Raw genomic sequence first — 19397 nt, 5'->3', positions numbered from 1 at the left:
ATTTGCGAACCATTCGTAAAACAAAGGATTAAACCAATATACATAAGTACGTTATGGAAATAATGAACTTGCAGGAACACTTGCGGTGTTTCCATTATGAGAATTCGAAATCGCCGATGATCGAGGTGCGGCATCTTGCCCGCGGAGTGAGTGATGAAATGACTTTTTCGCGCAATGAAATTGTCTTTGAGATGGAGGGCAAAATCCGGTTTAGATTCCGGGACCATCCCGAAAAACTGGTTGGGAAAGGATACTTTGTCTTTTTGCCGGTCGGCGGGCTGTTCCGTTACAAAGCCGTTAAAGACAGCGTGGTGATGGTCATCCGTCTGCACAGGAATGTGAAGCTGTGCGAAGGCTTTATTGTGGAACAATTATTGGCCAAATCGCGGCCGCAAGAGGAAATGGAAAAGCCGGAATCGGTTACTGCGCTGGAAATTTTGCCGCCCATATGGCATTTCCTCGAGGGGCTGAATGGTTGTATATCAGACGGTTTAAGGTGCGCGAATTACTTTAACACCAAGATAGAGGAACTCTTTATCTTGTTGTTTGTGTACTATTCAAAGGAGAGTCTTCACGATTTCTTTTCGCTGATCCTTAGTCCGGATACCCTGTTCTCGGAACAAGTGCGCCTGAACTACCATAAATACCATACTGCGCAGGAGTTAGCCCATTCCATGCACATGACAGTCAGCAAGTTCAACAAGAAATTCAAATCTGTATTCGGGATGCCGCCTTACCAGTGGATGCTGGAGGGAAAAGCGAAGAGAATACATTCCGAGGTGTATTCAGGGAATAAACCGCTCAAACAGATAGCGGAAGAATACGGTTTCACCGCCCAATCGCACCTAAACCGCTTCTGTAAGGAGATTTTCGGGATAAATCCGGGAGAGATCAGAAAGAAGAGGGAACAAATGGATTGATTTGGTAAACTATAGCACAGAAATGGTAATTTTTTATCAGAATTGACCCTCTACTTTTGCTGAACTGGACTGATAGTTAAAAACGACTGTCTGTCACTAACGAATGATGGACACATCATGGCAGCAAAAGAAAGAGAGATATATATGAACTTTAGGTGCCCTTTACTGATCATCGGCATGGTATTCAGTTCCCTTTGTCATGCCCAGCGGAACTGGTACGGGTTTACGCCCACCGCCGGGGGCAAAACCAATTTGTTCTACGATGCGACAAGCACCATCAACCTGGGAGCGGAATTCAGGCTGGGCGGCAAAACTTCGATCGATGTTCCGTTTAATTATAACCCGTGGACATTCGCTGAAAACAAGAAGTGGAAACACCTCCTTGTGCAGCCGGAATTTCGCCTTTGGATAAAAGAGACGTTCAACGGTTCGTTCTTCGGACTTCACGCCCATTACGCCTATTATAATGTAGGGCATCTGGACCATCCTCCCTTTACGGAATATATGAACCGGCACCGCTTTGAGGGCTGGCTCGCCGGAGCGGGTGTATCGTACGGCTACCGCTGGGATTTCTCGCACCGCTGGGGCATGGAAGCCACCGTAGGCGCCGGTTATGCTTATCTGTCTTACGATAAATATACCTGCGAAAGCTGCGGAACGAAACTCGGCAGTGAAACAAAAAACTATTTCGGCGCCACCAAGGCAGGCGTTACCTTGGTCTATACTATCAGTAAAAAAAAAAGTACGGCTTCCGTCGTTGAACCGGTGTATGTTCCCGAGCCGCTAAAAGCAGACCTTAAAATCCCTTACGAGCCTAAACTGTTGGCATCTTACATTATTCCGCAATTCGAAACGGTGAAGGAACGCAGCGGTGCGGGCCAGGGTTATCTGGATTTTCCCGCGGGAAAATCAACGATTGTAAGCGGATTTAAGAACAATGCCGAAGAACTGCAAAAAATTCATACGCTGATTGAATCGGTGAAGAATGATGCCCATGCCACCATTACCGGTATGACCATCACCGGATATGCTTCTCCCGAAGGCAGCTACCCATTCAATGTAAGCCTCTCTCAAAAACGTGCCGTAGCGCTCAAGGAACATATCCGTTCCACCTATGGATTCCAGGAGAGCCAGTTTACTGTAGCGGGCAAGGGAGAAGACTGGATAACGCTCGATTCGCTGGTGAAAAACTCCGGTATGCCGAATGCTGGTGAAATCCTTTCCATCATCCGCTCGGCAGATTTGCCCGACGGACGGGAGCGGAAACTCAAAACGCTGGCCGGTGGAGCGGCTTTCCGCCAAATGCTCGCAGAATTGTTCCCGCAACTGTGCCGTTCATATTGCGAGTTAAGCTATACCGTGACTCCTTTCACAGTGGAACAGTATAAAGAAGTATTCAAGACCCGTCCGGGACAATTATCGCTGAACGCGATGTTCCAGATTGCGCAAACTTATCAAAAGGGTACAGACGAGTTCAACGAAGTCTTTGAAACGGCTGCAAAAATTTTCCCTGCAAGCCATATCGCCAACCTCAATGTTGCCGCCGCGGCCCTGGAACGCAAAGACATCCGGTCGGCAGAAGCTTACCTGAACAGGATCTCGGCAGAAGATATGGCTCCGGCAGATCAAGCAGCCTATTACAACAATATGGGCGTACTCTGTTGCCTGAAAGGTGAAACAGCAAAAGCAACGGGATATTTTAGCAAGGCAGGTGCTGCCGGAAACCGCGAAGCGGACAGCAACGCCGGGGAGATGAAGAAACAACAAGAATCATTACAATAAATGAGAATAATCGACTAAAGTTAAAATTAAAAGAAAGTGAGAGTAAAGTTTTTAACAACGACAATGGCAGCAGTCGCCTTGATGGCGGGTTTTTCAAGCTGTTCGAACGATGAGGATGTAGTAGGTGGCGGAAAAGTAACACCAGGTGAACCTACCACGATGGAGCTCCGGATTTCTTTTGAGAATCCGGGCACCTATGGGACGGCTGACCCTAACGCCACGGCTGACGAAGCAGCGGTAAAAACAGTCAGCGTATTTATTTTTGATTATGCCACCAATAAGCTGGTATCCAGAGGAGATTTGGTAGCGGCTGATTTCACACAAACGGCATCCGGGTCGAAAGACTTGTACGTCGCTAGCAAGAAATTGACTACCACCACAGGGCTTAAGAGAATCTATGTGGGTGTCAACCTCCCTGCTGAGTTCCAGATGGCTATAGGTCAATCGTTCAGCAAACTGACCGAAGCTGTAAACACGACCGTTGCAAACCTGACAAGCAGCACAAACGGTTTTGCCATGTTCAGTGCGGATGAAAGAAATACTCCACTGGTAACACCAACCGACGCCTCTTACCAGGTGGCTAATACCGTAACTGTTCGGGTGGAACGTCTGGTTGCCAAAGTGGCTGTTCAGGCATCCGGCACATTGAGTCTTGCTTCGGGCGGTGGCGTCCTTTCCAATCTGGAATTCTGCATTGGACAGTCCAACAAGAAAATGTACCGTTTCAAATTCCTTGATATGAGTAACGTCAAAGACCCGAACTGGGATACGTATGAAGCTGCTGATTTTGAAACATTCAGCGATTACGTGGCCATCAATTCGGCTTCCGTTGCGAATAATATTGATCTGACTGCCAAGTATGCTACAGAAAACACGTCTAAACTTGCGTTGGAAAAAGAAGTGACTTACGCTTCGGTACGTGCCCGTTTCGTTCCCGGCCAATATCTGGACGGTACAGGTGCAGTGAAGCCCGGCACACCGGTCATCGGAACTACTTTCTGGATGGTATCGCTGAATGATGGGACGAAAAACTACTTCGACGTTTCTTCGGAAGCCGATGCGTATGTGCTCCTGCATGCTGCGGACGGAGCAGTGAAGAGCCCTGAATACACGAATGGCTATTGCTACTTTACCCTGTTCCTGAACCCAAAAGGTAAATACAATGTCATCCGTAATTCATTCTTCAAGGCTACCATCACCAAGATTGTGGCTCCGGGTAACCCGACTCCTGACCCGTTAAACCCCACTGATCCGGTGAAAATTCCAACCGATATGACGTGTAACCTCGAAGTATTGCCCTGGACGCTAATTTCAGACAACTACGAGTTAGAATAAGCTGAATAACACCTGAATCCCTAAAGGGAACAGAGGTAATCAACATTGAATTCTCTATGGAAGCGCGACAATTGGGCCCCGCTTCCATAGAGAATTCAATTTGTCAAAGAAAAATTATTCATGATGAAGCTATCCGCACGAACTTGCCTGTTCAGATTCCTGCTGCTGCCGCTGCTTTTTGCAGGTTGTATCCAGGAAGATCTTTCGGACTGTCCGCCTGTGGGCATCAAGGTCTATTTTTCATATGCATCCACGTATGCCCCGAAAGGCATCAATCCGGCGGAAGTAGACCGGATCGATCTTTTTGTGTTCGACGAGCAAGGCATTTTCCTCAGTCAATGGAGCGATGAAACGCCCCAACTAAGTCCCGATTATTATATCACTATTTCCAGCCTTCCCGAAGGCGATTACCAATTTATAGCCTGGGGCGGAATGCACGAATGCTATGCTGCCGCACCTGCCGTTTTCAAGGTGGGTCAAACCACATTCGCTGAGGCAAAGCTTGTCCTCGAACATCTTTCGTCTGACATTCCCGCGGGACTGCATCCCCTGTTCCACGCGGCCAAGATAAGCCACATTGATCCAGTCCGTGAGCAAATGGTGGTCATGCCGCTGGTGCAAAACCACAATACAATCAACCTCAGCACCGAGGGACTTCCTTCATCCGGCGATACTTTTCGTTTCACCATTACGGACAACAACGGACAATACAACTTTGACAATTCATTTGCACCCGATGTAAATTTCAATTATACCACCTTGTGCGGCAAAGACGCGCAGGGGCAACTCCAATCCACGCTCACGGTATTGCGCCTGGGTGCCGACCGTCACCCGCAACTGACCGTTTACAACGAAACGGAAGGAACAGTGCTCTTTACCGAAGACCTCGTAAAGCTGATTAATGCCGCAGGTACTATCGACTTTGCCACCACCCACGATTTTGACATCCGGCTGAAATTTCATACCGATGCCAGTGTGGATGTGATGGTCAACGGTTGGTTAGTGATTGAGAACGGAGAAATTATTTTGATATAAAATAGACAACATATGAAATGGTTCAAAACAAGATGGAGTATCTCCTATGTACTCATAGCCGCGGTGGCAGTATTGACCTCTTGTGTTGCGGATGATATGGACGAAGGTTATCCCGGGAAGATAACAGGCAAAGAAGTCCATGTGAAATTTGCCCTGCAAATGCCCAACGCGAATACCAGTCCAGCTACCTACGCCATCACAGAGATTAACGAAAACGAAGTGAAAACCATCGATATCCTGGCTTTCAAGCCCGTGCCGGTGGATGCACAGCACCCCTCAGGTTTTGAACTGGCTTACGTCGCGCAGGTGTCGGGTTCGCAAATTGTGAGTAAACCCGGTTATGCGAAAAATGAAGTGAAAGAGTTTTCCGTGACACTTCAGCAGAGCGCTGACGCTCAGACGTTTGTGATCCTTGCCAACGTGCGTGCTCAGGTGGAGTCGCTCCATCCGGAGGGAAGGATGGGTGCCGACAAAGATGTATTGCTCCAGGATCCCGCCCTGGTGTATAGCAATGCCGGAAGTTGGAATGCCAATAATGACAATAGCGATCCCGCCAACTTTACCCCTTTCCCGATGTGGGGAGAGGTTAGCCAGGTGGTAAACGATGCCACCACACAAATTACAGGTGTGGGTATCGTGCGCGGCATTGCCCGCCTGGATGTGGTGTTAGGGACGGATGTTCTGACCGCTGCCAATTTCAAGTTGGACGAAGTGCATATTTACAACAGCAAGAACAAGGGCCAGATCGTTCCTGCTCCGGCCAACCTGGCTTCTCGTACTCAGGTAAAAGCCGCCACGCTCCCCGCGGGGAATATTAGCCAGACCACCCCGCTGGCCTATACCGTTCCGGCGTCGATGAATAAACTCTTTGAACGTACAATTTATCTGTTTGAAGCCAAAGGCACCACCGAAGACAAATCGTCTGAAGCCACCTGCGTGGTGGTGGGCGGAACCTACGGCACGGATACGAGAACAACTTATTACCGCCTCGACTTCCTGAAAAAGGAGGCAACGGATACGTATTTCCGTGACATCCTGCGCAACCACCACTACCGGATGAATATCATAAAGGTGTCGGGCAGGGGCTACGACACTCCCGATGATGCGTTTAACGCCAAAGCGACTAATATAGAAGCTGAGGCTACCGATTGGAACGACGGGGGTATCGGCGACATTATCTTCAATGGGCAATATGCGTTGAGTGTCGGCCCGGTGGAGTTTAATTTTTCGCGTGAAGCGAAATCCGGGAATGAGGGGACCAATGTCCTTTCCATCTTTACGGACTATCCCACAGGTTGGAAGATTGATAAAGTTGTGGATGCAGCTGACGGTACAACTCCGGTCAGCTGGCTGTCCCTTTCTGCCACCAGCGGGGCGAAAGACGTGAAGGCAAGCCCTTACTTGACTTTCGGGGAAAATAATACAGCGCATATGAGGTCGGCAAATGTGATTATTGCCGCCGGACGGATGCGCTATACGGTCAGGGTCAACCAGAGCCTTACAGTGGATATGGGACTTAGCATCATCAATCCGTTGAACGGCCAGGCAATTACGGAACTGGTATTTGTGGCAGCTCCGGACGTGGCTCCCGCAGCCCAACAGTTTCAGGTAAATTTTGCACCGAAAGCCGCCAGTCTATTTGTTTCCGTATCACCGGTAGGTTTCAATCCGCCTTTTGCCTATCAGCCAGGCTCGAGTGTGATTGCAACAGCTGTTGTATCGGGAGTAAACGGTAGAATGTCATACCATATACAGCCAGCAGCCCTTACAGCAGCCGACTTAAGCTCCAATCCGTTTCCGGAACGGACTTCAAAGATTGATTATTCGGTTTCAAATGGTGCAGCTTATGAATCAAAGAGCATCTTCCTACGGCAGATGGTTTATAATACGCTGGTTGATGTGGCCGATAAATACATGTTGAACGGCAGTAGTTATTCGTTTACCGTTCGCAGCAATACGACGTGGGCCATCAAGCCGGGTAGCCTGTCTGATCCCGATGGGATATTGGAGACATTGGATATGTCGCAGTCGGGAGGATACAATACCTCTACTATACTGTCGCCCGGCAATACCATCAACTTCAAAGTTGTCAAAGCTGAGAATGGCTCCAAAAACGGTAAAACAGCCACACTCGTCCTTACCGACCCGAGCGGAAAGATGACTGACGTGACTTTCACTATTAAAGGTGTGGTTTGTGGTACTGACGGTATTCCGATTAAACAAAAGATCGGTAACCATGAATACCTGACACATTATTACGGAACAGGTGCCGATCAACGTTGTTGGATGGTGGAGAACTCGAAAGAGGGAATATATTCAGGAACAACAAATACTTCCAACGAAAATACTGTTGAAGGAGCAAGAGGGTATTACTACACCTGGGATCAGGCAAATAGTGCTTGCCCTGATGGTTGGCGTTTACCTGTAAACGCGGAGTTTGGCACAGTTAAAACTGAAACAGGTTCGTCTAAAACCGGTATCGGGCAGTGGTGGAACGCGACTTCTGCGTTTGCAGGCTATTACAGCGGCAATAGTAATAAGTGGGAAAGCTGGGGTGGACATAGCTACTGGTGGACTGGATCAGACCCCTACAGCTACTACAGCAGCTTTAGTATGCTCGCTGGGCCGTACGTGTTCATTAGCGACGACTGGTACAGTGTGCGTTGTGTACAGGAATAGCGACTCTTTGATCCATTATTAACGAGACTTTAAAAATGGCATTTATACAGGTAATTATAGAAAATGAGTTGGAAACACCAACAATGTCCCCTTGTACCAGGAAGGTGTTTCGTTGAAAGGTTATGCTATTTGTAATGAAACGGTGCTCTCTATATTTATCAACCCTAAATTTCCCAAAAGGGATTTGGCTAATGCGTGTAGCTAAGGGCTATTGGCGTCAGCAGCCACTTTTCTGTAGCAGGAGGCTGGGTGAGAAGTATAGGTGTGGATGGCTGTTCGTGCTTATGCCATTTTTCACGGCGTGCGGCGACCCACATCCGGTTGCTTCTGACCCATTCGCCCCTGTAGCTGCAAGGGTTGTTTCTGCGGTGTCGCCCGAAGGCTCGCTCGCCGAGACCAAGCGGATTCTCGACAGCGTCGTCATTGCTTCGCCCGATAGCCTGCGCCCTGTGGTGCAAGCTATTTGCCGGGCATTGGTAGATGCCGGTCGTAAAACGGAAGCGATACATGTTGCCGCGCTCGTATATGGAATCGAAGTTAGCGGGCAGGAACAGATAAGCTTGCGCCTGCTCACTTCCATACTGCTTCCCGGCACGAAAGCGCCGGAAATCGACGGACTTGTCCCATCAGCAAAGCAGCATACATTTACGGTAGTACTCTTTCACGAAAGCACCTGCCGCACCTGTCAGGATATGATTTGGGAGTTGAAAGAGCAATACCAGGAATTGCAAAAGTCGGGTGTGCGTATTGTTACGATATCTACCGATACCGATCCGAAGACATGGGATGAATATGCCGCTACGCTACCCTGGCCGGATAAATTGTGTGACTACAAGGGTTTTCATACTCCCGACATGGATACCTACGGTGTGGCATCGACTCCAACCATGTTTTTAGTTAATGATAAAGGTGTAGTAGTGGATCAATACGGAACTGTTAAGGAAATTTTAAAGGTTATAAAAAATAATGAGATCAGCCGAACAGCCTATCATTAAAGCGTCTGGTTTGAATCGCCTTGGGGCGCTATCGTTCCTGCTGTGCGTGTGCCTGGTCTTTTCCTCGTGCGAAAAAGAAGAACCCTGCATTCCACCCGATGAAATCCCCTTGCGCACGGTACTTTGTTATATGGGGGGTGATAATAACCTCTCGTATGAAGTTGCAGAAAAGGTTGGGCAATTGCAGGCCGCCAGCATCGGTCGCCATTGCCGATTGCTGATTTATCAGGATACCAGGGATGCAAATCCGTCTCTTTCGGAAGTCGTTACCGAAAAAAACGGAGTAAACACCGTAAGGGTAATCAATGAGTATGAACCAAGCAATTCAGCCGATGCCGACGTTTTCGGTTCGGTACTGCGGGAAGTAGCAGATCGTTATCCGTCGCAGAGCTACGGATTGGTGTTGTTTTCTCATGCTTCGGGCTGGCTACCAGAACATACTTACCATACCCCGGCATTGCGTTCCGGCACACCTGCTCTTCGCTCCATCGTGATAGACAACCGCGCTGAAATGGAACTGCCCGCCTTTGCCGCCGTCATCCCCGACGGGATGTTCGACTTCATCATCTTCGAAGCCTGTTTTATGGCCGGCATCGAAGTGGCGTGGGAACTCAAAGACAAAGCGGATTACATCGTGGCGTCCTCTGCGGAAATCGCTTCACCCGGGTTTACAAATAGCTATTCTACCGCTTTACCGCTGCTCTTTGAACCTGTGGCCGATCTAACGGGCTTTGTGCGTGCCATTGAAGCCGACTACCGGACACGCTCCGGCGATTATGCTTCGCTGACATTGAGTGTCATTCAAACAAAAGGATTGGACGCATTGGCCGCTGCCTTGCGAGCGCATTTATTAAAGGGTGAAAACGAATTTGCGGAGCACGGAGAAGGCCGCAGTCATGCGTGCATTCAATCGTTCGACCGGGGCAATAACAGCCTCTTCTTTGACTTCGGAGATTATTTCGAAAGATTGGTATTGGATGCCCATTCACTGCAAACCGCCCTTTCGCAATGCGTGGTGTACAAAGTGGCAACACCCGATTTCATGCCTTCCTACGGTGGTTTTGAAGTGAAATCGCACAGCGGGCTGACCACCTATATTCCGCAGGAGAAGTACCCGAACCTGAACGAAGCCTATAAAGAGCTGAAATGGTACAAGCAATTGCATTGATAAACGAAAGTCGCACTTACCAAAGCTCCCTTCAGGGGATTTTTGGGTGATGTTAATAGCAAAACAATGAAACGGATTACAAATTTAAAAAACAGGTATAAATGGGATGTTATTGCCATATGGACGGTGATTCTGGCGGGATGCATGAGCATCTGGTTCCTGCTGGCAATGTTGTTGTTCTCCGGCGGTTCCGATTCGGCAGCCATAGTGTCATCCCTGCAACAAAAGGGTGTGCAAAAGAGGTTCACCTTGCCTGAAATCCCCGCCACGCTGACTGACCCGGCTCTGCGTGCCGACTATCTGGTGAAGCATTATTGGGACAATTTCGATTTTTCGGATACCACACTCATCCATTTACCACAAGTGACCGAACAGGCATTTGCCGACTATGTCGACCTGCTGCCCCGGGTGAAAAACTCCGCGGTAAACCGCTCTATCTGGGCGTTACTTGCCCAATGCGAAGCGGACAGCGCGATGTACGGCTACTTCTGCGGGCAATTCGAGAAATACCTTTACGAACCCAATTCCCCTTTCAGGAATGAGGAATGCTATCTGGCAGTGGTAGAATACATCCTTGCGGACAAACACACCGATGAACCCCATAGAATACGCCCGGCTTTTGTCCGGAAAATGATCCTGAAAAACCGGGCAGGAACCAGAGCCGCCAATTTCAGTTATGCCACCGCAACGGGGAGAACGGGCAAACTGTACGATTTAAAAACCGATTTCACACTGGTATTTTTCAATAACCCCGAATGCCACGCTTGCGTGCAAATGAAAGAAGCCATTCAAGGCTCGCCGTTGTATGCGGATTTATTGCAAAAAGGGAAATTGAGCATACTTGCATTTTATCCCGATACGGATATCGCGCTGTGGCAAAAACACGTTTCGGAGATTCCCGCTTCCTGGATCAATGCCTGCGACCCCACAGGGAAGTTCAGACAGGATGTGGTGTACGACCTGCGGGCAATACCCTCGCTTTACCTGCTGGACAAGAATAAAACGGTACTGCTGAAAGATGCGGGGTTTGGGCAAATAGCGAACTACCTGCTTGATGATTCAGCTAGTTGAAAAAAGGTTCTATTTAATGAATATTCTGAGACACAAATACTATTTTTGATTTTGTTATGTTAAAGAGGCGGTAGTTTACTGCCTCTTTTTTGTTTATACTCGTAAACTGGTATAGAATTCGCAGATAGGTTATAAGAAATGGATTTTAAATCTTTTAAAGAAATGCTAAAAAAAATGTTCCTGGCTTTGTTTATTCTCGCTTTTATAGCGTGCGCTGCCGAGCCTCGTGTGGTAGTGGATGTGGAAGGCTCTGCTAATTTGAAGCCCGATCCTTCTCAGAGTTTGGTAGCCCGGGAACTCGTCAAAATTATCGAGGGGGCACATTATAAGAAGGTGAAGGTGAATGATTCACTGTCATCGAAAATTCTGGACAAATATATTAATCAGCTCGATCAGGGCAGGAGTTACCTGCTTGCTTCAGACATCAAATCGTTTGAGAAGTATCGTCTGACGTTTGATGATGATCTCCGCGCTGGTGACCTTACGGCTTTCTTTCATATTTTTAATGTGTTTCAGGCACGGTATGCTGACAGGTTAAAATATTCGATGAGCCAGGTAGACAAGCCCTTTGATTTTACAAAGAATGAAACGTTTACTTATAATCGCGAAAAATTACCGTGGCTGGCATCGATCGAAGCTTCCAATGAATTGTGGCAAAAGCGGGTGAAATCAGATCTGTTAAACCTGAAATTATCAGGCGGGGATGCAGCAAAGAATAAGGAGACGCTGAAGACCCGGTATAAAAACCTCTTGTCTCAGACTCAGAAGCTTAATAACGAGGATGCTTTTCAGGTGATCATGAACTCGTTTACGGAAACGATAGATCCTCACACCAACTATTTTATTCCGCAACGTGCTCAGGCTTTCAACGAAGAAATGTCGAGAACGTTTGAAGGAATAGGAGCTAGTTTACAATTGGAAAATGAGGTTATTAAAATTGCGGCGATTGTTCCAGGCGGACCTGCGTTTAAGGCGAAGACCCTGCAGGTAAACGATAAAATAATCGGGGTAGCACAAGGGAAAGATGGCGAGTTCGAAGATGTTCGTGGCTGGAGGCTTGATAATTCGGTATCGAAAATCAAAGGCCCGAGAGGAACTGTTGTGCGGCTGAAGATTATCCCTGCAGGCCAGGAGATCTCCTCGCAGCCGAAAATTGTGACGCTGGTGCGCGACAAGGTGGTTATGGAGGACCAGTCGGCTAAAAAAACCATCAAGACGATTACTGAAGGTGGAAAGTCATACAAGATCGGTGTTATTGAGGTTCCGGCTTTTTATATGAATTTTAAAGACTATCAGGCTGGTGACCCGAACTATAAAAGTACAACCAGGGATGTCAGACGCATTTTGGACACGTTGAAGCGGGAGAAGGTTGATGGTATTGTGATTGACCTGAGGACGAATGGCGGAGGCTCTCTTATGGAAGCTATTGAGTTGACGGGATTATTTATTAAAACGGGTCCGGTTGTTCAGGTACGTAATCCGCGGAGTACGGAGGTTAGTGATGACGACGATCCTTCTATTTCCTGGACAGGTCCGCTCGGTGTAATGGTAGACCGCTTTAGTGCATCAGCATCGGAGATCTTTGCTGCCGCTATTCAGGACTATAACCGGGGGATCGTAATGGGTACCCAAACCTATGGAAAAGGAACGGTGCAGTCTGCGCTTGATTTATCACGTTATATCAGCACAGTAGATGAGTTTTTAAATAAAATTAAGACGACAGACAAGACGGGTAAAACTACCACTGCGACTCAGGGACCAAGGTTTGGACAGATTAATCTGACGATAGCCAAATTTTATCGGATCAATGGAAGCAGTACCCAGCACAAGGGTGTGATTCCGGATATTCAATTCCCCATGATATTCTCTGCTGACAAGTATGGAGAAAGTTCAGAACCTTCAGCTTTACCTTTTGATTCAATCAGTCCGGCGAGATACACCCCTGTTGCGGATCTTACTCCGGTAAAGTCGCAATTGATTAAACTCCATGAGAACAGGATGAAGGAGTCTACAGAGTATAAGTACCTGTTAGAGGACATTGTCGAGTTTAGAAGAAGAGAGTCAGAAAACGAGGTAACGCTTAACGAGGCAAAACTTAAGAAGGAGCGCGAAGTGCAGGAGGCCAGGAACCTGGCGAGGGACAATCAGCGCCGTGCCCTGAAAGGACTTCCTCCGCTTAAAAAAGGAGAAGTGAAGAAGGCTGACGATTATGACTTTATACAGGACGAAAGTTTGAAAACAATGGCTGACTTTATCCGCCTTAACCAGGCGGGTCAGTTCACCATGGTATATTAAAGAATGATGCAATTTTTAAAAGGGGCCGGTTTTTGGAAGAATCTGGCCCCTTTTGCGTTTAAAACTATCTGCGGCTAGTGTTGGTTATTCATGCATGGCTCAAGCACTTCTTCAGTTTAATGATAAGGGTATATATTGCGCAGCAGGGGATTTTTACATTGATCCCTGGAAGCCGGTTGAACGGGCGGTAATTACGCATGCGCATTCTGATCATGCGCGGTGGGGGCATAAACATTATCTGGCTCATCATTTATCCAGGGAGGTGATGTATTATCGGTTAGGGGACATATCGCTGGAGACGATGGAATATGGCGAGCGTACAACGATCAATGGAGTCGAAGTTAGCTTTTATCCTGCTGGCCACATCATCGGATCAGCGCAGGTGAGGGTGGAGTATAAAGGTGAAGTTTGGGTTGCTTCAGGCGACTATAAGCTGGAAGATGACGGTTTGTCGGCGCCCTTTGAGCCGGTGAAGTGCCATACGTTTATTTCGGAATGTACATTCGGGATGCCCGTGTATAAATGGAGGCCTCAGCGTGAGATCTTTAGTGATATCAATGAGTGGTGGAGGTTCAATGCTGAAGAGGGCAGAACGACCGTGATTGCCGGCTATTCACTGGGGAAAGCCCAGCGGATCATGCAAGGGCTGGATCTTTCGATAGGGAGCGTTTATCTGCATGGTGTGATCGCTAACACCAATGAGGCTCTTGAACGTAGCGGAATACGGCTGCCCCAAGCCGAGCGGATTACGACGGACTTTAAGAGAGAGCAGGCCAGAGGTGGCCTGATCATTTGTCCTCCTTCGGCAGTAGGATCACCCTGGATGAGGAAGTTTCCTGCTGTGTCTTTCGGATACTGCTCGGGCTGGATGGCTATAAGAGGGGCGAAGCGGAGGAGGGCTGCCGACAGGGGATTTGTATTGTCGGACCATGCCGACTGGGATGGCTTGATTGAGGCTATTGGCGCGACGGAATGTGAGTCTGTGTGCCTGACTCATGGTTCGACGGCATCTTTCTCCCGTTATCTTCGCGAGATTGGATATGATGCGTTTGAGGCGGAAACGCATTATGGCATGGAAGACGATGAAGCCGGGGAAACTAAAGTGGAGGAAGTGGTATGAAGGATTTTGCAAAGCTGTTTTCTGATCTCGATGAGACGAACAAGACTTCGGAAAAAGTTCGGATTCTTAAAGACTATTTCATGCTGGTGTCTGACGCCGACAAGATCAGTACTCTTGCGCTCTTTACGGGCAGAAAGCCCCGGCGGCAGATAAATTCTACACTGATCAAGACTTGGGCAATGGATCTTGCTCATATTCCGGCCTGGCTTTTTGAGGAGTCATACCAGGTTGTGGGCGATCTGGGAGAGACCATCGCCTTGCTGCTGCCTGAGCCTGGCGGGTCTCAGAATAAGCCGCTGACGGCGTGGATTAACGAGATAAATGCTCTTTCATCGCTTGAAGAAAATGAAAAAAGGGGTTGGCTGCTGGATGCCTGGGATAGTATGGACCGGCAGGAGCGTTTTGTTTTTAATAAAATCCTGACGGGTAGCTTCCGGGTCGGGGTTTCTCATAGTCTTATTGTGAAGGCACTGGCTGAGCTGTCGGGGCTGGAGCCGTCTGTGCTGACGCATAGAATAATGGGTAACTGGGATCCGGCAACGTTCAACTTCCACGATCTGATGCAGGAGCAGGATGCGTCTGAGGATATTTCGAGACCCTACCCGTTTTGTTTGGCTTATCCCATTCAGGAGACGTCTGACCAGGTGAAGTCGGCAGAGGATATGGAAGCTGCGCTAGGGAACCCCGACCAGTGGCAGGCAGAGTGGAAGTGGGACGGGATCAGGGCCCAGGTGATTTTCAGGGATGGACAGATCTTCATCTGGAGCAGGGGAGAAGATCTGGTGACTGACAAGTTTCCTGAGCTTCATCGGTTTATTTCGGACCTGCCGGACGGTACTGTGCTGGATGGGGAGGCTATCTGCTTTAGTGGAAATTGTCCGCTGCCTTTTAACGTGCTGCAGACCAGGATCGGACGGAAAAACCTGACGAAGAAGATCATGACGGACAGTCCGATGGCTTTTATAGCATACGATTGTCTGGAGTTTGAAGGAGATGACGTGCGCTCTATGCCGCTTCGTTACAGGCGCTCTATTGTGGAGCGTATTCATTCGGAAAGTGCTCATCAGGATATCTTCAGGCTATCGGAGGTGGTTTCTTTTAGTTCTTGGCAACAGCTATACGACCTCCGCCTGACGGCCAGGGAGCAGGTTGCGGAGGGGTTTATGCTGAAGAGGAAAGAATCGGTTTATCAGACAGGGCGGAAGCGTGGCGACTGGTGGAAGTGGAAGGTTGACCCCTTGACGGTTGATGCGGTAATGGTCTATGCGCAGAAAGGACATGGGAGACGGGCTGATCTGTATACCGATTATACGTTCGCTGTTTGGGACGGAGACAAGCTGGTGCCCGTTGCGAAGGCTTATTCGGGACTTACCGATAAGGAGATTAATCAGGTTGATCATTATGTAAAGAGAAATACGCTCGAGAAGTTTGGTCCGGTGAGAACCGTTAAGCCCGGGCTCGTTTTTGAAATAGGCTTTGAGGCAATAAATGCGTCTTCGAGGCATAAGTCTGGCGTAGCCCTACGCTTTCCGCGCATATTGCGCTGGCGGCATGATAAGAAAATTGAGGAAGCTGATCATATCGAAGCTTTAAAAGCGATGCTCGCCTGAAATCGTTAATGTTATTGATAAGAAAAATATGACTGCTGGTGAAAAGGCGATCTCTGCATGGTTTAAAATGAAAGGGTGGAAGCAGTTTGCGTTTCAGAAAGAGATGCAGGCGGCTTATCTCTCGGGTTCCTCGGGTTTGCTAAATGCCCCTACGGGGAGTGGTAAGACATTCGCTTTATTTTTGCCTATTGTTGCCGACTATATTAACCGCTATCCCGATACGTATAAAGAAAAGCGTAATAACGGACTGATGATGCTTTGGATAACGCCTTTGCGGGCATTGACCAATGACATCCGGAAGGCCATGCAGACCGTGGTAGATGATCTGGAAATCCCCTGGTCAATAGGTAGTCGTACCGGGGATACATCGGCTAAGGAAAAGCAGGCGCTGAAGCGCAGGCAGCCCGAAGTATTGCTGACTACGCCAGAAAGCTTGCACCTGATGCTTTCGCAGAAGGATTATCCGAAGCTATTTGAGAATTTGCAAGCTGTGATTGCCGATGAGTGGCATGAGCTGCTCGGCACGAAACGGGGTGTGCAGCTTGAGCTGGGACTTTCGCGACTGAAGGGTATTAAGAAGGCTTCGGCATCAAACTTAAGAATCTGGGGAATCAGTGCTACTATTGGAAATCTGGAGCAGGGGGCTGATGTGCTTTTGGGTTATGTTGCTGACCGTGCAGCCATTCGTCTTGTGAGGGCAGATCTTGACAAGAAGATAGAGATCCAGTCGATCATCCCCGATGATATTGAGCAGTTTTCATGGGCGGGCCACCTGGGGATCAAGCTTCTTCCGAAGGTGATGGATATTGTAGCAAAGAGCAAGACGACATTGATCTTTACGAATACGCGATCACAGTCTGAAATTTGGTATCATGCTATTTTAGACCGCTATCCTGAGTATGCGGGAATAATGGCTATGCACCATGGATCGCTAGACAATGAGCTTCGCTCCTGGGTTGAGGCTGCGCTGCACAATGAGATGCTCAAGCTGGTCGTGTGTACCTCTAGTTTGGATCTGGGCGTCGATTTTCGGCCGGTAGACTCGGTAGTGCAGATCGGGAGTCCGAAGGGTGTAGCACGGTTTATGCAGCGTGCGGGCAGGAGCGGCCATCATCCGGGGGCGACTTCAAAAGCCTGGTTTGTACCTACGCATTCGCTGGAGCTGCTGGAAGGTGCAGCAATAAAAGGGGCTATAGAACACCGGATATTTGAAAGCAGGGATCCGATAGTTCTGGCCATGGACGTGTTGATGCAATATCTGGTTACATTAGCTGTTTCGGATGGGTTCAGGGCCGACGAGATATTCCATGAGTTAAAGCAAACCTATGCTTACGCGGATTTGAGGGAGTCGGAATACGCACAGATTCTGAATTTTATTACGCTTGGGGGTAAGACGCTGTCGCAGTATGATGAATACCTCAAAGTGGAAATAGAGGAGGGATTGTATAAAGTGAAGAGTAAGCGCGTTGCCATGCGGCACAGGCTCACCATGGGAACGATTGTAAGCGATGTAAGTATGCGCATCAAGTTTCTTTCAGGCGGATACCTGGGGTCTATTGAAGAAGATTTTGTTACCAGAATGAAGGTGGGGGATAATTTCTGGTTTGCCGGCAGGAGTCTGGAACTGGTGAAGATAAAAGATATGACGGCGTTTGTGAAAAAGTCGCCGAAAAGCAATGGCAGGATTCCAAGCTGGATGGGAGGGCGGATACCTTTGTCTTCTCAGCTCTCTGCGATGTTCAGGAGCAAGCTGGACGATGTAGCGCATCATATTGAGAGCGACATTGAGATTAAGACGCTGAGGCCTTTATTTGACATGCAGGCGCAGCTTTCTCATTTGCCGACAAGTGATGAGTTCCTGATTGAGCGTTTTAATTCTCACGATGGTTATCATCTGTTCTTTTATCCCTTTGAAGGGCGTCTGGTACATGAGGGGATGGCATCGTTGTTTGCCTACCGTATTGCGAAGGTGAGGAAGGCCAGCTTTTCCATTGCTATGAATGATTATGGGTTTGAATTATTGTCGGCAGATCCGATACCCTTGGAGGAGGCCATCGCAGCAGATTTGTTTTCATCCGAAAACCTGCTTGATGATATACAGAGCAGCTTGAACGCAAACGAGATGGCCAGAAGACGTTTCAGGGATATAGCACATATTGCGGGCCTGGTATTCACGGGATATCCGGGAAAGACGATGAAGAACCGGCACCTTCAAGCTTCGACTTCGCTGCTTTTCGATGTCTTCAATGAGTATGAGCCGGACAATGTTTTGGTACGGCAGGCTTATAATGAAGCGCTGCAGTTTCAGTTGGAGGAGTTCAGGCTTAGGGAGGCTTTAAGCAGGTTGCAAAAGCTTAAGGTGATTATTACAGAGAGTGAAAAGCCTACACCCTTCGCTTTTCCTATTATGGTGGATAGGTTAAGGGAAAAGCTGACTACGGAGACACTGGAGGAAAGGGTAGCCAAGATGAGTTTAAGATATTCAAAAGGAAAATAATGGCAGCGTATTTGTATGGTACTAGCCAAACATATACACTATGAACTTAAAAAGAACTTTTGGTACTATATTAACAATACTAGGTATTGTAGGACTGATATATGCTGCTGTCGGTTTTGTTCAGCAGTCTGGCTCACCCAGGGAGCTAATCGTTTATGGGATTCTGGGACTCATATTCTTCTTTACCGGCATTGGCCTGGTTAAGAACACGCGTGACGTGGCTAAAATGTAAAAAGGGTTGATATGAACAGCTCTGCTTTCATATCAACCCTCGCTTTTTGAACAATCCTATAATTGTTCTTTCAGAGACTCGATAAGTCTTCCACCTTTGTAATAATAGCGTTTCCAGTAGGATTCGTTAAGATTACTGATGGTTACACCCCTGCTTGAAGAGGCATGAGCAAATTTGTCGTCTCCAAGATAAACGCCTACGTGTGAAATAGCGCGACTTTTTATCTTAAAGAATACCAGGTCACCTTCTTTAAGATCATCCTTGCTTACAGGATTCACCATGGTGAAGATGTTTCTGGAATTGTTTCCGATAACTGTATTGAACACCTTATCGTACAGCTGGAAAGCGAAACCTGAGCAGTCTATTCCTCTTTTGGTATCTCCACCTAAGCGGTAGGGAGTTCCAATCCAGTCATAAACAAATTGGTAAAGCTTAACGTTTGATGTAGCTGATACGGCAATTCCCATGATTTGGGAAAAGTAATCCTTGGCAAGATTGTCAGGATCCTCTACAGTTTTTTTAGTTTGCGCCTGGGTATTAGACACGTACATAATAGCGATTAACACCGCTATAATCATTTTTTTCCCCATTTAAACTTCGTTTAAAGTTAAACAACAATACTTTTAAACGCCCTCTTGTGTCATAAGATCTGACACGA

The 19397-nt window shown here is 47.9% G+C and carries 14 protein-coding genes; 13 read left to right on the top strand and 1 reads right to left on the bottom strand.

Annotation, left to right across the window (positions count from 1 at the left end):
* The first annotated feature begins 53 nt into the window (after window positions 1-53).
* From ACKI5J_RS13595 to ACKI5J_RS13535, 13 genes are all read left to right on the top strand, one after another.
* On the top strand, window positions 54-920 hold the full coding sequence (locus ACKI5J_RS13595) for a helix-turn-helix transcriptional regulator (RefSeq protein WP_407430025.1): 867 nt from the start codon (window positions 54-56) through the stop codon (window positions 918-920).
* Window positions 921-1037: 117 nt separating this feature from the next.
* Window positions 1038-2702 carry a DUF3575 domain-containing protein gene (locus ACKI5J_RS13590; RefSeq protein WP_407430024.1) on the top strand — a complete coding sequence of 555 codons (1665 nt, stop codon included), beginning with the start codon at window positions 1038-1040 and terminating at the stop codon, window positions 2700-2702.
* Between the two features lie 63 nt (window positions 2703-2765).
* A complete protein-coding gene (locus tag ACKI5J_RS13585; RefSeq protein WP_407430023.1) occupies window positions 2766-4037 on the top strand; it encodes an Mfa1 family fimbria major subunit in 1272 nt (423 codons plus the stop codon).
* A 120-nt stretch (window positions 4038-4157) separates the two neighbouring features.
* Window positions 4158-5072 carry a FimB/Mfa2 family fimbrial subunit gene (locus tag ACKI5J_RS13580; RefSeq protein WP_407430022.1) on the top strand — a complete coding sequence of 305 codons (915 nt, stop codon included), beginning with the start codon at window positions 4158-4160 and terminating at the stop codon, window positions 5070-5072.
* Between the two features lie 12 nt (window positions 5073-5084).
* The gene (locus tag ACKI5J_RS13575; protein WP_407430021.1) at window positions 5085-7751 is read left to right on the top strand and encodes a hypothetical protein; all 2667 of its coding nucleotides are present in this window, start codon (window positions 5085-5087) and stop codon (window positions 7749-7751) included.
* Window positions 7752-7942: 191 nt separating this feature from the next.
* Window positions 7943-8746, top strand: a complete 804-nt coding sequence (locus ACKI5J_RS13570; protein ID WP_407430020.1) for a peroxiredoxin family protein — start codon at window positions 7943-7945, stop codon at window positions 8744-8746.
* Window positions 8718-9914, top strand: coding sequence for a clostripain-related cysteine peptidase (locus ACKI5J_RS13565; protein WP_407430019.1), 1197 nt, complete (start codon window positions 8718-8720; stop codon window positions 9912-9914). Before ACKI5J_RS13570 ends, ACKI5J_RS13565 begins: the two co-directional genes overlap by 29 nt.
* A 66-nt stretch (window positions 9915-9980) precedes the next feature.
* Window positions 9981-10985: a DUF5106 domain-containing protein gene (locus ACKI5J_RS13560; RefSeq protein WP_407430018.1), complete on the top strand. Its 1005-nt coding sequence runs from the start codon at window positions 9981-9983 to the stop codon at window positions 10983-10985.
* A gap of 162 nt (window positions 10986-11147) precedes the next feature.
* Window positions 11148-13280: a carboxy terminal-processing peptidase gene (locus ACKI5J_RS13555; protein ID WP_407430017.1), complete on the top strand. Its 2133-nt coding sequence runs from the start codon at window positions 11148-11150 to the stop codon at window positions 13278-13280.
* 94 nt (window positions 13281-13374) lie between these two features.
* Window positions 13375-14400 (top strand): ligase-associated DNA damage response exonuclease, encoded by a 1026-nt coding sequence (locus ACKI5J_RS13550; protein ID WP_407430016.1) that lies wholly within the window; start codon window positions 13375-13377, stop codon window positions 14398-14400.
* A complete protein-coding gene (locus ACKI5J_RS13545; protein ID WP_407430015.1) occupies window positions 14397-16010 on the top strand; it encodes an ATP-dependent DNA ligase in 1614 nt (537 codons plus the stop codon). The genes ACKI5J_RS13550 and ACKI5J_RS13545 overlap by 4 nt, the downstream gene beginning before the upstream one ends.
* Window positions 16011-16038: 28 nt before the next feature.
* A complete protein-coding gene (locus tag ACKI5J_RS13540) occupies window positions 16039-18507 on the top strand; it encodes a ligase-associated DNA damage response DEXH box helicase (protein ID WP_407430014.1) in 2469 nt (822 codons plus the stop codon).
* A 40-nt stretch (window positions 18508-18547) separates the two neighbouring features.
* The gene (locus tag ACKI5J_RS13535) at window positions 18548-18739 is read left to right on the top strand and encodes a hypothetical protein (RefSeq protein ID WP_106292459.1); all 192 of its coding nucleotides are present in this window, start codon (window positions 18548-18550) and stop codon (window positions 18737-18739) included.
* Window positions 18740-18795: 56 nt separating this feature from the next.
* Here ACKI5J_RS13535 and ACKI5J_RS13530 read toward each other — a convergent pair whose 3' ends face one another.
* Window positions 18796-19329 carry a C40 family peptidase gene (locus ACKI5J_RS13530; protein WP_407430013.1) on the bottom strand — a complete coding sequence of 178 codons (534 nt, stop codon included), beginning with the start codon at window positions 19327-19329 and terminating at the stop codon, window positions 18796-18798.
* Window positions 19330-19397: the final 68 nt, after the last annotated feature.

Source organism: Arcticibacter sp. (assembly GCF_045629565.1).
GTDB lineage: Bacteria > Bacteroidota > Bacteroidia > Sphingobacteriales > Sphingobacteriaceae > Arcticibacter.
This window is presented reverse-complemented; position numbering and strand designations above follow the sequence as displayed.

Coding starts and splice junctions, on each gene's coding strand:
- ACKI5J_RS13595 (WP_407430025.1), top strand. CDS start 54: ATGGAAATAATGAACTTGCAGGAACACTTGCGGTGTTTCCATTATGAG.
- ACKI5J_RS13590 (WP_407430024.1), top strand. CDS start 1,038: ATGGCAGCAAAAGAAAGAGAGATATATATGAACTTTAGGTGCCCTTTA.
- ACKI5J_RS13585 (WP_407430023.1), top strand. CDS start 2,766: ATGGCAGCAGTCGCCTTGATGGCGGGTTTTTCAAGCTGTTCGAACGAT.
- ACKI5J_RS13580 (WP_407430022.1), top strand. CDS start 4,158: ATGATGAAGCTATCCGCACGAACTTGCCTGTTCAGATTCCTGCTGCTG.
- ACKI5J_RS13575 (WP_407430021.1), top strand. CDS start 5,085: ATGAAATGGTTCAAAACAAGATGGAGTATCTCCTATGTACTCATAGCC.
- ACKI5J_RS13570 (WP_407430020.1), top strand. CDS start 7,943: ATGCGTGTAGCTAAGGGCTATTGGCGTCAGCAGCCACTTTTCTGTAGC.
- ACKI5J_RS13565 (WP_407430019.1), top strand. CDS start 8,718: ATGAGATCAGCCGAACAGCCTATCATTAAAGCGTCTGGTTTGAATCGC.
- ACKI5J_RS13560 (WP_407430018.1), top strand. CDS start 9,981: ATGAAACGGATTACAAATTTAAAAAACAGGTATAAATGGGATGTTATT.
- ACKI5J_RS13555 (WP_407430017.1), top strand. CDS start 11,148: ATGCTAAAAAAAATGTTCCTGGCTTTGTTTATTCTCGCTTTTATAGCG.
- ACKI5J_RS13550 (WP_407430016.1), top strand. CDS start 13,375: ATGGCTCAAGCACTTCTTCAGTTTAATGATAAGGGTATATATTGCGCA.
- ACKI5J_RS13545 (WP_407430015.1), top strand. CDS start 14,397: ATGAAGGATTTTGCAAAGCTGTTTTCTGATCTCGATGAGACGAACAAG.
- ACKI5J_RS13540 (WP_407430014.1), top strand. CDS start 16,039: ATGACTGCTGGTGAAAAGGCGATCTCTGCATGGTTTAAAATGAAAGGG.
- ACKI5J_RS13535 (WP_106292459.1), top strand. CDS start 18,548: ATGAACTTAAAAAGAACTTTTGGTACTATATTAACAATACTAGGTATT.
- ACKI5J_RS13530 (WP_407430013.1), bottom strand. CDS start 19,329: ATGGGGAAAAAAATGATTATAGCGGTGTTAATCGCTATTATGTACGTG.